This window comes from Shinella sp. BE166, from assembly GCF_051201095.1.
Classification (GTDB): Bacteria; Pseudomonadota; Alphaproteobacteria; order Rhizobiales; family Rhizobiaceae; genus Shinella; species Shinella lacus.
The window spans coordinates 230,368-244,173 of record NZ_JBPEHL010000009.1 but is presented as its reverse complement, the minus strand read 5'-3'; the positions used below and the strand labels follow the sequence as shown (position 1 = coordinate 244,173).

Sequence of the window (13,806 nt, the reverse complement as noted above, 5' to 3'; positions counted from 1 at the left end):
AAGCTCTGAAATCGACATATGTCCAAGCCCTCTTTCGAGATTGAACATCGACAATCATAAGCTGATCCGGAAGGTGGGGTCAGGACGGCGCTTACGTACAAGCTTGTCATTTTACCGACAAGGTGGCGCACGGTGGACGAGCCCCGTCCGCCCTCGAGTATGGCGTCGTGGGCCTCGCTCAGAACCGCGATCCGCTCGGAAAGCCGGAGCCGCGCCGTCGCGAGATCGGGAGCGCTCTTGAGGGTCTGAGATGCGATCGCCTGCACCATTCCGAGCTGGTTCTTGAGGCGGTGACCAAGCTCGTGTGACAACAATGCCTGTCGGTCTTCCTCCGCTCGCAGTTCGGTGACGTCTCGAGCCTGAACGAGAATGCCGCCGACGGTTCCGTCGTCGTTCCTCATAGGCTGGTACACCAAATCGATCAGGCGGCTCTGTTTCTCGCCGTCGTCGCCCCTGTTGAGTTCGATAGCCAAATCCCTGGCGATGAACGGTTCACCCGTCCTGTAAACGCCATCCAGAATGTCGATATACCCTTGCCTGACGACTTCGGTCACAGCGTCGGCGACGGTCTTTCCAATAATCTCCCGCCCTGCGCCGATGATCGTGTAGTAGGCCTCGTTGGCGTATTCGAACGTGTGGTTCGGTCCGACCAGCATGGCTATGCCACCCTGGCTAAGCTCGAAGACCTGCTTGAAGCGCTCCCTCTGGGTCCGCTCTGCTTTCCGTGTCGCGACCTGCGCCGTGATTTCGGTGCAGGCACAAAACATCCCGAGTACCGTGCCCCAAGGATCGCGAACGGGCGTGTAGGAGAAGGAGAAATGGGTCTCTTCCGGAAAGCCGTTTCGGTGCATGACGAACTCGATATCGTCCATGGCCGTGCCGCGGCCCGCATAAGCTTCCGCGATGATCGGCTCTACCTGGTCCCATATGTCGAACCATAAGGATCGATACGCTTTGCCGAAAGCTTCCGGATGGCGCTGGCCACACATTTCGGCGTAGCCGTCGTTGTAAAGCGTTGTCTGGGACGGTCCCCACACGATCAGCATCGGCTGCAACGAGCCCAGCATCACGTTCGTGAGCGTCTTGAGTTCGACGCTCCACGAGTCGGAAGGTCCCAGAGGCGTCGCGGACCAGTCGAGATCGCGGAATAGCTTCCCGCAATCCGGGTTCGCTTGTGACATTTGCACTTCCTATACGCTTCGTTCTATTTGTGGCTTCGCCATCGCGCCACAACATTCGAGGGCAAGTTCTTGTTCCGCCAGCGACGAATGTCGGTCAACGTTCTGTGGCGACGACACTGCTCAAGGCCACCGAAAGGCTGTTTTCGCTCACGGGCTTTCGTACGACCGGGATGGCTTCGAAGCCTTCCGGCACGCTGCTGCCGTCCCGATAACCCGTTGCGAACACGTAAGGGACGCGCAGGCGGCCGAGTTCGCGCGCAACATCCTCCGACGTTGTTCCTCCGAGGTTTAAATCCAGCACCGCGCAGTCGGGAGCGGAAACCGCAATTGAGGCCAAGGCCGACTTGACGTTCGCAGCCACAGTTACTTCCGCTGCCCCGAGCGCCCTCAGCAGTTCCTCCGTGTCCATCGCGATCAGCGACTGGTCTTCGACGAGGAGGACACGCAAGCCGTCCAGATGCGTGACGGCGGTATCGGGGTTTGCCTCCACCGCTCTCCTGTCGCCGGAGACGGCGCGCAGGTGCTCTGACGGAAGGACGATCGTCGCCCGCAGGCCAGCCGGGTCGAAGTCGATATCGACGGTCCCGCCGAGATCGTGGGCAATCGTCTTTTCGATGAGGTTCGAACCGAAGCCGCGTCTTGTCGGGGTAATCACCTCGGGCCCGCCGCTTTCGATCCACAGCAACCGGCAGTCGCCCTCGTCGGTCAAGGACCAGGACACATCGAGCTTACCGGACGGGACGGACAGGCTTCCGTACTTCGCGGCGTTTGTCATCATCTCGTGGAGAAGCAGGGCGAACACCCCGAAAGAATGCTCGCTCAGGCCGAGAGGCTCGCCCGAAACCTGGATGCGGTCGGGCATGTTGCCAAAACGGTGCATCGCCGCCTCAGCTTCGATCAGGTCGGCAAGTTCTCCGCCCTCGGCTCCCGCGAACGACTGGTCGTGGGCGTATGCCAGCGCCCGAAGCCGCCCTTCGAAGGACCGGGTGTAGTCGTCTATGGAGTCGGAACTCGATCCCGTCTGGGTCGCTATAGACTTCACCAGCGCCAGGATATTCTTAACCCGGTGCGTCATTTCCGAGTTCAGACGATTGCGCTGTTGCTCGTTACGCTCGCGCTGCTCCTCGGTCGCGTCGTTATGAGAGAGCATGACGTCCCTCACGTAGCTCCTGATCGAGTCAGCGACGACGAGGTCGCCGCTCGTCCAGGGCAAGGATTTGTGACGGACGTCTTCACGCCATGTGTCGAAGCTGCCGCGGGGAGATAGTCGAATGCCGTTTTCGGTCAGCTCTTCTTTTTTTCTCGGCTCCCCTGCCCACTCGATCTCATGGGCTTCCTCCGAACGAAAGAAGACGAGATAATCGGACGCCGAAACCGAAACCGAAATCGGAATGGCCAGGAGTCCGGACACCCGAGACCCGTATTCCGCTTCATTTCCGGTCTCCCCCATAAGGTTCTGGGTGTCCCAGATCAGCTTCCCGGCCCTGGCGGACACGTGGTCCATCAAGTCGGGGATGGCCGCTTCCGACGGCGAAACGCCGAACGACCACCATTTCCCACCCGACCACAGGCCCGCCCCGTCACTGGCGATCAGAGAGGAAAATTCCCGCAACCTCGTCCTGAGCGTCACTTCGACGGTATCGTTCGGATCGACCCCGGCGATGATCGCGTCCAGCCGACTGCGGGTCGTCACGGCGGCTGCCTTCTGCTGGCGGTGTTCGATGGCCGCGACGTGGAGCGAGAAGTACTGGGCGAACAGCTCGGTCGCCACCCGCAACGGTATGGACAGAAGCTTCGGTGTGTTGTGGTGACAGGCAATCAGTCCCCAGAGCTCACCGTCCACGACTATGGAAATCGACATCGACGCGGCCACACCCATGTTGCGGAGATATTCGCAATGTATCGATGAGACGCTGCGAAGGTGGGCGTGTGAAAGGTCTACGGACGGTTCGCCCTCTGGAACGGTGGGCTTGAGCGGGACGGGGACGAATGAGGCGTCGCCTATGACGCGCACCCAGTTCTTGACGTAAAGCTTCCTCGCCTGCACCGGGATATCCGAAACGGGGAAGTGCTGTCCTTGAAAGCTTGTGAGCGACGGCTCTTTCGCTTCGGCGACCACACGCCCAGCGCCGTTATGCAGAAAGCGGTAGACCATGACGCGGTCGTAGCCGAGCATGGCGCGGATCAGCCGCGCGGTCGCCCTGAACAGAGCGTCGAAATCCTTGAGGCTGTCGACGCGGCGGACCAGTGACTGCGTGAGGTGAAGCGCGACCTCCGTGTCCTCCACTGAAGCGGGCTGTTCGAATTCGAGGAACGTCCGTCCCTCGTATCTATGCGCCGTTATGTCGGCGACATGCCGCCCGTCGCCGATCTTCGCCTTGAGGACGACGCCGCCGACATGCCCCGGGCCCGCTTGCGCGACGGCATTGGCGATGTCGTGCGCGAGCGCTCCACCGATCACGTCGGCAAGGTGAGCGCCCACGTAGTTCCGGTTCGTATCGCCCAGGAACCTGTCGATGTTGTCGGAAACGAAAGAGACGAGGCCGTCGTCGTTGAGTACGATCATCGCGCCATGCGGCTGGATGGTCCCCGGAATGTGGATTGGTTCGCGATCGCAGTTCGTCAGGTTAATTGCGGATCGATCGTAACTCAAAAGGCCGTTCCTGCTTTCTTAGAAGGGGTGTATGTTCACCGTGCCCTTTGCCATGGCCAAGCTGCCCAGACAACCAGCGTAACGAACAAGTACGGTACCGTGATCGTTTCGGATGACACGATTGCTACAGAATGGCGGTAGAAAACTGTCAACTGGTCTTTTGGTTCCTCGCTGGCGCTGTCCGGATCGATGAAAATCTGCTCGGATAACGTGGCGGGCATGGCCATTTTGCTCGTGTTTGGCTCTCCCTGGTCGGGACCTCAGTGTCCCGAGGTCGCCTCGACATCAGCGAAAGAAGTCACATGGCGCAACTGACGCAGTTGGCACGAATCGGAAGACCGCAATCGGCCCAAAAGCGGTCATGCCAACGGCAAGCGGTGCTCCACAATCGATATAAAATAATCGACGCCGAAGGGAATCGCGACATCGTTGAAGTCATAACGTGCGTCGTGAACAGATGGGCCGTCGCCGTTACCGATGAGCATGATGTTGCCAGGACGAGCTTCGAGCATAAACGCAAAGTCTTCTGATCCCATCAAAGGTTCCATAGACCCGTCGACGTTTTCCATTCCTACCCGCGATCTCGCTACATCGATTGCGAAGGCCGTTTCATTTGCATGATTCACAGTCGGCGGAAACATCCGCTTGTAAGTAACGGTCGCTTTCGCACCATAAGCTTCAGCCACATACGTGGCTATTTCTGTCACCCGCTTCTCAATCAAGTCGCGTGTTGCTGGATCAAAGGTCCGAGTCGTTCCTCCCATTTCGGCCGACTGGGGAATGACGTTTCCAGCTTTACCGCCACCCATCCAGCCTACTGTGACAACAGCGCACTGGCGTGGGTGAACGTTGCGTGAGACTATCGTCTGGAGCGCCAGAAGAATGTTCGCGCCGACGACAAGAGGATCGACGCTGGCATGAGGCGATGCGCCATGCGCGCCTTTGCCGTCGATTTTTATCCGGAAGCCGTCCGCAGATGCAGCTAGGGGGCCACTCGCAGTGCTGAATTGGCCGATTGGCAATCCCGGCTCCGTGTGCATGGCATAGACTTCGTTGATTTCGAAGCGATCCATCAGACCGTCATCAACCATTGCCTTGCCTCCACCGCCACCTTCCTCAGCGGGCTGAAAGATCACTATCGCCGTGCCGTCAAACGCGCGTGTTCGCGTGAGAGCACGGGCGGCACCCAATAGCATGGCTGTATGTCCATCATGCCCACACGCATGCATGACACCCTTGTTGGTGGATACCCACTTCGCTCCGGTCTCTTCCTCAATTGGCAAAGCGTCCATATCAGCGCGCAAGCCGATAACCCTTCCGCTGGTCTGCTGCCGCCCACGGATAACCCCCACGACGCCTGTCTTGCCGACACCTGTCACTACCTCGTCGCATCCGAACTCTTTCAGCTTCGAGGCCACCAACGCTGCTGTTCTGTGGACTTCGAACTGAAGCTCTGGATGAGCGTGGATATCACGTCGCCATTCGACGACATCAGCGTAATCGCCGCTTATTTCAGGCATAGGTCATTCCTCTGTCTGATCTCGCAAATAAGGCGACGAGATTAGAATATTTCCCGTAACGTACAATGACAGCTATTGGCGCGAAGTGGAAAACTGGCTCCGTCCGCCATTGCGGACATCGGCGCACTCACTAGATTAGGCATCGTTTTGGAGTTCTAATGGCTGAAGAACGCGTGCAAGCTCGAACATCACCCATTAAATTAAAGCGTGTCAGCAAACTTTCGTTGCCGATGCTGGCAAAAGCGGATTTCTCCATCACCGTCCGGCAAGAGGCGCTCCCTCCCTTTGAGGGACCAAACATCGTCAACGTTCAATTTGTCGCTCCATATGAGAAAAAGTATCCGAGCGATGAGGCCTTGTTCGAGGAAGCGATGGCGAACAAGCGCATGATCGCGACGGCTAACCTTTCGGGTGACACTCTCGGCTACGTGGCTGTATCGCAGGCTTGGAATCAATGCGCGGAAATAAATGAAATCATGGTCTCGCGAGCATATCGAGGTGCTGGCCTGGGGCGGGCTCTAATGGACGAAGCAGTCTCGTGGGCGAAGAAGAATGGTCTGGCGATAGTTCGGCTAGAAACACAGACGAGCAACGTTTCCGCTTGTCGCTTCTACGAACGATACGGTTTCAAGCTCGGCGGATATGATCGTCACCTCTACGATGCGCTCAGGCAGTCGGATCGTTCAGAAACGGCGCTGTTCTGGTATCTACACCTGCACTGAGGAATTACCGGTCGTGGCGCATAGCCGACGCCTCTTCTTCCGCGGCCCAAGATTGGTCGAGCAAGCGAGCGTTCGGCGTTCCATAGGCGAAATAAGACAATGCCGGTAGAAAGACTCTCGAACGTTTTAGGGAATCTATAGGCGGATCAACAGGTTGAGCCGCCGTAGCCATAATTCTATTCTTTGCTCTATTCCAGCGAGACAAATCTATTGGGACATTCTGCCCAAACCAGCGCTCATAGCGACGAATCTCTGGGGCGATTTCAGCTGACAGTGCCCGGTTTTGTCCCGGGCAAATAGCTTGGCGCACCCGACAGGATTCGAACCTGTGACCTTTGGAATCGGAATCCAACACTCTATCCAGCTGAGCTACGGGTGCTTGCCCTAGGCGATGACTCGCCTGTCCGATGAGAGGGTTCTTAGCCTAGGTGAGGGCGGGCTTCAATCGGGAAAATGTCGAAAGGCAATCTGTTTCGTGGTGCGGGCCGCCGGCTATGCCGGCGGCCCGTCCTCATCTGCTCAGGCGGTCTGCATGGCGCCGGGGCCGGGGATGGCCTTGGGGGGGACCTTGCCGAGGATGATCATGCCGAGGACCTCGTCCTTGGTGACGTCTTCTGTGCGGGCGTGGCCGACGACCTGGCCGTTCTTCATCACCGAGACACGATCCGCGAGGTCGAAGACGTCGTGGATGTCGTGGCTGATCAGGAAGATGCCGATGCCTTCCTTTTTCAGCTGCTTGATCAGTTCGCCGACCTGTGCCGTCTCCTGGGGGCCGAGTGCCGCGGTGGGCTCGTCCATGATCAGGATGCGGGCGTTGAACAGGATCGCGCGGGCGATCGCCACCGATTGGCGCTGGCCGCCAGAGAGCGCTTTCACCGGCTCCTTGAAGCGCTGGAAGTTGGGGTTGAGGCGGCCCATGACTTCGCGGGTCTTGGCTTCCATCGCGACGTCGTCCAGCGTGCCCCAGGGGGTGCGGAGTTCCCGACCGAGATAGAGGTTGGCGGCGGCGTCGACATTGTCGGCGACGGCGAGCGTCTGGTAGATCGTCTCGATGCCGTATTTCTTGGCATCGCGCGGGTTGTTGATCTCGGCGGCTTCGCCGTTGATCAGGATCTCGCCGCCATCGCGCTTGTAGGCGCCGGAGAGGATCTTGATCAGCGTCGACTTGCCGGCACCATTATGGCCGAGCAGCGCCACGACCTCGCCGGGATAGAGATCGATCGAGGCATTGTCCACGGCGTGGATGCCGCCGAAGGAGATGGAAACGTTCTTCATTTCCACGAGGGGCGTACGGGTGTCCGTCATTGGATGGGCTCCTCTTACTTGGCGCGGGCGCGGTAGACCGTGTCGAGCCAGACGGCGACGACAAGGACCATGCCCACCACGATGCGCTGGAACGGGGTATCGATGCCGACCAGCACCATGCCCGATTGCAGCGATTGCATGACGAGGGCGCCGAGCATGGCGCCTGCGATTGTGCCCATGCCGCCGCCAAGCGACGTGCCGCCGATGACGGCTGCGGCGATGGTGTAGAGCTCGTCGAGCTCGCCTTGCGCGTTGGTCGCGGCATTGAGGCGGGCGGTGGAGATGGCGGCGGCGATGGCGCAGAGAATGCCCATCAGTGCGAAGATCTTTACCGTCACCCAGCGGGTCTTGATGCCGGCGAGTTCCGCGGCCTCCTGGTTGCCGCCGATGGCGAAGACATAGCGGCCGAAGCGCAGGCGCGTCGAGATGAAGGTCATGACGATGCCGACGACGATGGCGATGAGGACCGGGATGGCGATGCCGTGCGGAATGAACAGGCCGCCGTCCGGCCAGGCGATGCCGTTGGCATCGGCATATTTGCGGGCGATGGCGACGGGCCAGGGGTAGCTGTTGACGACGGCGATGGCGCCGAGCACCAGCGCGCAGCCCACGGCGGTGAGGAAATACTCCGCCCACATTGGGCGCTGCGGGAAGCCGAAGCGCTGGCGCTGTTTTCGCGAGTTGATGATGGTGGCGACGATGGCGATGCAGGCGAGGATGCCGACGACCCAGCTCGCCGTGGCGCCGATCGAGCCCTCGGTGCCGCCGCCCATCAGGCGGAAGGTGCTATCCATCGGGGCGACCGTGCGGCCGCTGGTGACGAACCAGGTGGCGCCGCGCCAGACGAGCAGGCCGCCGAGCGTGACGATGAAGGAGGGCACGTTGAGGAAGGCGATGATGGAGCCGTGCAGCGCGCCGATGGCGGCACCCAGCAGGATGCCGGCCAGCAGCGTCACGACCCAGATTGCGGGATGATTGAAGCCGAGCAGCTGCGGCAGCAGTTCGGCCTGCAGCACGCCCATGCTCATGCCGACGAAGCCGAGGATGGAGCCTACGGAAAGGTCGATGTTGCGCGTGACGATGACGAGCACCATGCCGGTCGCCATGACGGCGACGGAGGCGGTCTGGACGGAGAGGTTCCAGAGGTTGCGCGGCGTCAGGAACAGGCCGCCGGACAGGATGTTGAAGCCGATCCAGATGATCAGCATGGCGCCGATCATGCCGAGCAGGCGCGTGTCGATCTCGGTTGCGCGGAAGAAGCGCTTTACCGGGTTCTCGCTTGCCGATCGCGCGCGATTGGCTTGTGCGGTAGTCGTGATGTCGGCCATGGCTTTGCCGTCCCCCCACTTTGTTGACGTGTTCTTCAGGCGTGGTCTGAAGTTCAAGCGGGATGTTACGGAAAACCGGTTCCCACTTTTCCGCATCCCGCTTCGAGGATGTTCGCCGTCTTCATCCTCCGCCCGCTGCCCATCTTGCGCAAGCGCCGCAACGTTTGACGTTGCGGCGCCTGGCGATGGTCAGATCAGTACCGGATGGCGGTTACTCAGTTGCAGGCTGCGACCGAGCCGGCAGCAACGCCCTGGCAAGCCGTTTCCTTCGGGATCCAGCCTGCGTCGATGACGACGTTCAGGTTGTCCTTGGTGATCGGCAGCGGAGCGAGGAAGACCGACTTCATCTCGACGCCCTTCGGGCCGCCGTTGAAGGTGGTCACGCCTTCGATTTCGTCCATGGTCTTGCCGCTGGCGAGCGAGGCTGCGATTTCCGCAGCGCGCTTGCCGAGTTCACGGCTATCCTTCCAGACGGAAACGGTCTGGGTGCCGAGCGCCACGCGGTTCAGCGCGGCATGGTCGGCATCCTGGCCGGAGACCGGGACGGAGCCGGCGAGGCCCTGTGCCGTCAGGGCAGCGATTGCGCCGCCGGCCGTGCCGTCGTTCGAGGCGACGACCGCGTCGACCTTGTTGTCGTTCGCCGTCAGGAACTGTTCCATGTTCTTCTGGGCGTTTTCCGGCTTCCAGCCATCGGTATAGGCTTCGCCGACGGTCTTGATCTTGCCGGCGTCGATCGCTTCCTTCAGCACTTCCTGCTGGCCAGCGAAGAGGAAGTCGGCGTTCGGGTCGGACGAGGAGCCCTTGATGAAGACATAGTTGCCTTCCGGCTTCACCTTGAACACTTCGCGGGCCTGCATGCGGCCGACTTCCTTGTTGTCGAAGGTGATGTAGAAGGCGGCCGGGTTTTCGATCAGGCGATCGTAGCCGACGACCGGGATGCCTTCAGCAGCGGCCTTTTCGATGGCCGGGCCGATGGCTTCCGAATCCTGGGCGAGAACGATGATGGCGTTGGCGCCCTGGGCGATCAGCGATTCGACGTCGGTCAGCTGCTTTGCGGCGGAAGACTGGGCGTCAGCGGAAATGTACTTGTCGCCGGAGGCTTCGAGCGCTGCCTTGATGGCGGCTTCGTCGGTTTTCCAACGCTCTTCCTGGAAGTTCGACCAGGAAACGCCGACCACGAGGTCCTTGGCGTGCGCAACGGAATGCAGGGAAACGATGATGGCAGCCCCTGCCATCAGCTTCAGAACGAACTTCATATTATCCTCCCAAGTGAATACCGGCCGCTTGGACGAACCTCCCGCCCTTTCAACGACCGGCCACGATAATACTGTCTCGATGCCCCTCCCGACGGTGCCGGGACTTTTTTCTCGACAGTCGAGAAAATAAATGTCAGAAGTTTTTCGGGCTGTCAACAAGGCATTGAGACCTTGATCGGCAGCACGACAGATGCTTTGGGAGGGGCATGTGTTGCAGCCTATGAAAACGAGTGGAAACCGGGGATGCTGACCAAGTCGAGCACGGAGCTTGTGCGTCAGCAGAACAGCGCGCTCGTGCTCGCCTCGCTGCGCCGGCATGGTCCGCTCGCCCACACCGACATTTCCCAGCATACCGGGCTCGCCTCTGCGACGGTTTCGGCGATTACCGCGGAGCTTGAAAAGGCCGACGTGCTGGAGCGCCGCGAGCAGCAGGCGTCGGCTTCGCGCGGTCGCCCCCGCGTCATCTTCGGCCAGCGGCGTGGGGCGGGTTATCTCGTCACGGTGCGCATCTCCTCGGACATCGTGCAATATTCGCTGGCCGACTATGCCGGCACGCTGATCGACCGGTTCGAGGAGGCGCGCAACCATGCCGACACCTCGACGCGGCCCTTTGCGGAGGCCTTCGTTGCCGCGCTGGAAAAGCTGGTGAGCCGCTCGCGCATAGAGCGGGGGCAGGTGCTCGTCGTCTCCATCAGCAGCAAGGGCCTGGTCGATCCTGCCCTGGCCCGTCTCGTCTGGTCGCCGGTTTTTGGCGCGCAGCAGGTGGATTTCGCGGCGCTGCTGGAGCCGCATTGGCGGGCGAAAATCCTGCTCAGCAACGAGACGTTGCTCGTCGCGCATGCTATGGCGCTGCGCATGGAAAAAGCGGGCGCGAAAAACCTGCAGGCCGTCGCGGCGCTGTCGCTCGGCCACAGCATCGGGCTCGGCATTGCACGGTTCGATCGCTCCGGCGAACTCTCCGTCACCGCGCCGAATTTCGGGCACATGCTGAATTCATCGGATGGCAAATTGTGCCGCTGCGGCTCGCAGGGCTGTATCGAGGCCTCGGCCGGTTTCTACGGTATCCTGCGCACCGCCTTCGAAGTGCCGCCGGACACGATCCCGGCAAAGTTCGTGCCGCTTGCCGAGATGGACAAGATCGCGCTGCGCGCCCGCCAGGGCCACCGCATGTCGGAATACGCCTTCCGCCAGGCCGGCCTTGCGCTGGGGCAGGGGCTCTCGCGCATGGTCAGCCTCTACGAAAACATGCCCATCGCCATCACCGGCCCCGGCACCCGCTATTTCGACCTCATCCAGCGTGGGCTGGAGGAGGGGCTGGCACAGTCTCAGCAAGTGCGCCTGCTGGGCGCGCCACCGATTTCCGTCGTGCCGGAAGAGGCGACCTTGGTGCTGGAAGGGCACTTTGCCCGTGCACTGGCGGAGATGGACCACGATATCATTGCGGCCAAGAGCGATGGGGATTGAGGGCGCAGGGACCGCGGGATTTCGGGATTGAACTTCGGCTTCTGTGATCGGAGGCACCACCTCTCCTCCGTCATCCTCGGGCTTGACCCGAGGATCCACGTATCGTCGCTCACCTAAAGCTTGTGGCCTGGATCCTCGGGTCAAGCCCGAGGATGACGTGGAGGGTGGGAGAGGGCCTGCAAACAAAGCGGACCGACAAACAAAAAGACCGGGCGACGAAATCGCCCGGCCAGTTGCCTTGGGAGGAGGGTTCCGTCAGGCGACGGAGATCTGGCGTTTTTCCTGTACGGATTTTACCGCAGCGTCGGCCAGCGCCAGGGCTGCGAGGCCATCGGCGCCGGAGGGGGAGATGGTGGCCTCCTTTTCGATTGCCGCGATGAAGGCGGCGATTTCGTTGGCGTAGGCTTCCGTGTAGCGGGTCATGAAGAAGTCGTGCAGGGGCGGGCGGGTGTAGCCTTCGCCGTTGGCGATTTCGATGGAGACCGGGCGCTGGTTTTCGGCGGCGACCATGCCTTTCGAGCCGTGCACCTCGATGCGCTGGTCGTAGCCGTAGGTGGCGCGTCGCGAATTGGAGATGACGGCCTGCTTGCCGGATTTCGTCTGGAGGATGACGGAGACGCTGTCATAGTCGCCCGCCTTGCCGATTTCCGAATCGACCAGCACGGCGGCGGTTGCCGAGACCGAGACGACCTCCTCGCCGAGCAGGAAGCGCGCCATGTCGAAGTCGTGGATCGTCATGTCGCGGAAAATGCCGCCGGAGCGCTTGATATAGTCGACCGGCGGGGCGCCGGGGTCGCGCGACGTGATGGTGACCATCTCGACGTCGCCGATGCGGCCGTCGTCGATTGCCTTGCGCACGGCCATGAAATGCGGGTCGAAGCGGCGGTTGAAGCCGACCATCAGCTTGCCCTTGGTGTCTTCCACCACCTTCATGCAGGCGCGCACGCGATCGACATCGAGATCGATCGGCTTTTCGCAGAAGATCGCCTTGCCGGCGCGTGAGAAGCGCTCGATCAGGTCGGCATGGGTGTCGGTCGGCGTGCAGATCACGACGGCGTCGATGTCCTTGGCCGCTTCGATCGCCTCGATGGTGCGCACATCGCAGCCATATTGCTTGGCGATGGCATCGGCGGCAGCCGGGAAGGCATCGGCGACCGCGACGAGCACGGCGTCCGGATTGCCGGTCACGGCCTTGGCATGCACCTTGCCGATGCGGCCGGCGCCGAGAAGACCAAATCTTACAGTCATGTTGTCCTCATGTGAGCGAGTAGCGAATAGGGAATAGCGAATAGGGAGCGGTTGTCGGCGAACTATTCGCTATTCGCCACTCCCTATTCGCTCATTTAACTACGTCTTGCGCTTCTTCTGGCGGTAGACGTCGACGACGACGGCGGCCACGATGATCACGCCCTTGACGATTTCCTGGTAGAAAGCATCGACGCGCAGGAAGGTAAAGCCCGACGTCATGACGCCGAGGATGACGGTGCCGATGACCGTGCCGGTGATGCGCCCGACGCCGCCGGCAAGCGAGGTGCCGCCGATGACGGTCGCGGCAATCGCGTCGAGTTCGTACATCACGCCCATGCCGGCCTGGGCGGTCTGGGCGCGGGCCGCGGTGACGACGCCGGCAAGGCCGGCCAGCGCGCCGGCGATGGCATAGACCTTCACCAGATGCGATTCGACATTGATGCCGGAAACACGGGCGGCCTGCACATTCGCGCCGATCGCATAGGTGAACTTGCCATAGCGGGTGTAGCGCAGCGCGATGTGGAAGATGACGGCGACGACGAGGAAGATGACGACGGGCCAGATGCCGGTGCCGATGAAGCTGAACTGGTCGGTGAGGCCCGAGACCGGCTGGCCCTTCGTGTACCACTTGGAGATGCCGCGCGCCGAGACCATCATGCCGAGCGTGGCGATGAAGGGCGGGATTTTCGTCTTGGCGATGAGTTGGCCGTTGATGAAGCCGGCGAGCAGGCCGACGCCGATGCCGAGCGCGACGGGCACGATGACGGGCATGTCGGTCAGCGAGGGATAGAGCGCGCGCGGCCAGGTGGAGGACTGCGCGAGGCTGGCGGAGAACATGGCCGTCATGCCGACCACCGAGCCGGAGGACAGATCGATGCCGCCCGTGATGATGACCTGCGTGACGCCGACGGCGATGATGCCGATGACGGAGACCTGCAGGATGATGATCGTCAGGCGCTGCGTGTTCATCAGGAAGCTCTGGCCGACAAAAATCCAGCCGAGGATTTCGTAGACCAGCGCGATGCCGATGAGGACGAGAAAGATGCTGAGTTCCGGCGGGAGCCGGCGGGCAGATTTCTGCGCGGCGACCTGGGCTTGCGCTGCGGAATTCGTGCTCATGATTACCTCC

The 13,806-nt window shown here is 61.2% G+C and carries 10 protein-coding genes and 1 tRNA gene; 2 read left to right on the top strand and 9 right to left on the bottom strand.

Annotated elements, in window-relative coordinates; genetic code table 11:
• From J2Y63_RS22245 to J2Y63_RS22235, 3 genes are all read right to left on the bottom strand, one after another.
• On the bottom strand, window positions 1–1,181 hold a 1,181-nt coding region (locus J2Y63_RS22245; protein ID WP_435267851.1), incomplete at its 3' end, for a PAS domain-containing protein.
• 94 nt (window positions 1,182–1,275) lie between these two features.
• Window positions 1,276–3,834: an HWE histidine kinase domain-containing protein gene (locus J2Y63_RS22240; protein ID WP_306037800.1), complete on the bottom strand. Its 2,559-nt coding sequence runs from the start codon at window positions 3,832–3,834 to the stop codon at window positions 1,276–1,278.
• A 359-nt stretch (window positions 3,835–4,193) separates the two neighbouring features.
• On the bottom strand, window positions 4,194–5,354 hold the full coding sequence (locus J2Y63_RS22235) for a M20 aminoacylase family protein (RefSeq protein ID WP_306037801.1): 1,161 nt from the start codon (window positions 5,352–5,354) through the stop codon (window positions 4,194–4,196).
• Window positions 5,355–5,512: 158 nt separating this feature from the next.
• Between J2Y63_RS22235 and J2Y63_RS22230 the strand changes: the two genes are divergently transcribed.
• Entirely contained in the window at window positions 5,513–6,076 is a 564-nt protein-coding gene (locus tag J2Y63_RS22230; RefSeq protein ID WP_306037802.1) for a GNAT family N-acetyltransferase, read from the top strand.
• A gap of 302 nt (window positions 6,077–6,378) precedes the next feature.
• Here the strand turns inward: J2Y63_RS22230 and J2Y63_RS22225 are convergent.
• From J2Y63_RS22225 to xylF, 4 genes are all read right to left on the bottom strand, one after another.
• A tRNA-Arg gene (locus J2Y63_RS22225) sits at window positions 6,379–6,455 on the bottom strand.
• Between the two features lie 140 nt (window positions 6,456–6,595).
• Window positions 6,596–7,381, bottom strand: coding sequence for an ATP-binding cassette domain-containing protein (locus J2Y63_RS22220; protein ID WP_435267850.1), 786 nt, complete (start codon window positions 7,379–7,381; stop codon window positions 6,596–6,598).
• Between the two features lie 14 nt (window positions 7,382–7,395).
• Window positions 7,396–8,709 carry a sugar ABC transporter permease gene (locus tag J2Y63_RS22215; protein ID WP_256117693.1) on the bottom strand — a complete coding sequence of 438 codons (1,314 nt, stop codon included), beginning with the start codon at window positions 8,707–8,709 and terminating at the stop codon, window positions 7,396–7,398.
• Between the two features lie 215 nt (window positions 8,710–8,924).
• A complete protein-coding gene (xylF, locus tag J2Y63_RS22210; RefSeq protein ID WP_256117692.1) occupies window positions 8,925–9,965 on the bottom strand; it encodes a D-xylose ABC transporter substrate-binding protein in 1,041 nt (346 codons plus the stop codon).
• Window positions 9,966–10,208: 243 nt separating this feature from the next.
• On the opposite strand from xylF, the gene J2Y63_RS22205 reads away from it, so the two are divergent.
• Window positions 10,209–11,429, top strand: coding sequence for an ROK family protein (locus J2Y63_RS22205; RefSeq protein ID WP_435267849.1), 1,221 nt, complete (start codon window positions 10,209–10,211; stop codon window positions 11,427–11,429).
• A gap of 255 nt (window positions 11,430–11,684) precedes the next feature.
• On the opposite strand, the gene iolG is transcribed toward J2Y63_RS22205, so the two are convergent.
• Together iolG and J2Y63_RS22195 are read right to left on the bottom strand one after the other, a co-directional pair.
• Window positions 11,685–12,677, bottom strand: coding sequence for an inositol 2-dehydrogenase (gene iolG, locus J2Y63_RS22200; RefSeq protein WP_435267848.1), 993 nt, complete (start codon window positions 12,675–12,677; stop codon window positions 11,685–11,687).
• 99 nt (window positions 12,678–12,776) lie between these two features.
• Entirely contained in the window at window positions 12,777–13,796 is a 1,020-nt protein-coding gene (locus tag J2Y63_RS22195; protein WP_256117685.1) for an ABC transporter permease, read from the bottom strand.
• Window positions 13,797–13,806: the final 10 nt, after the last annotated feature.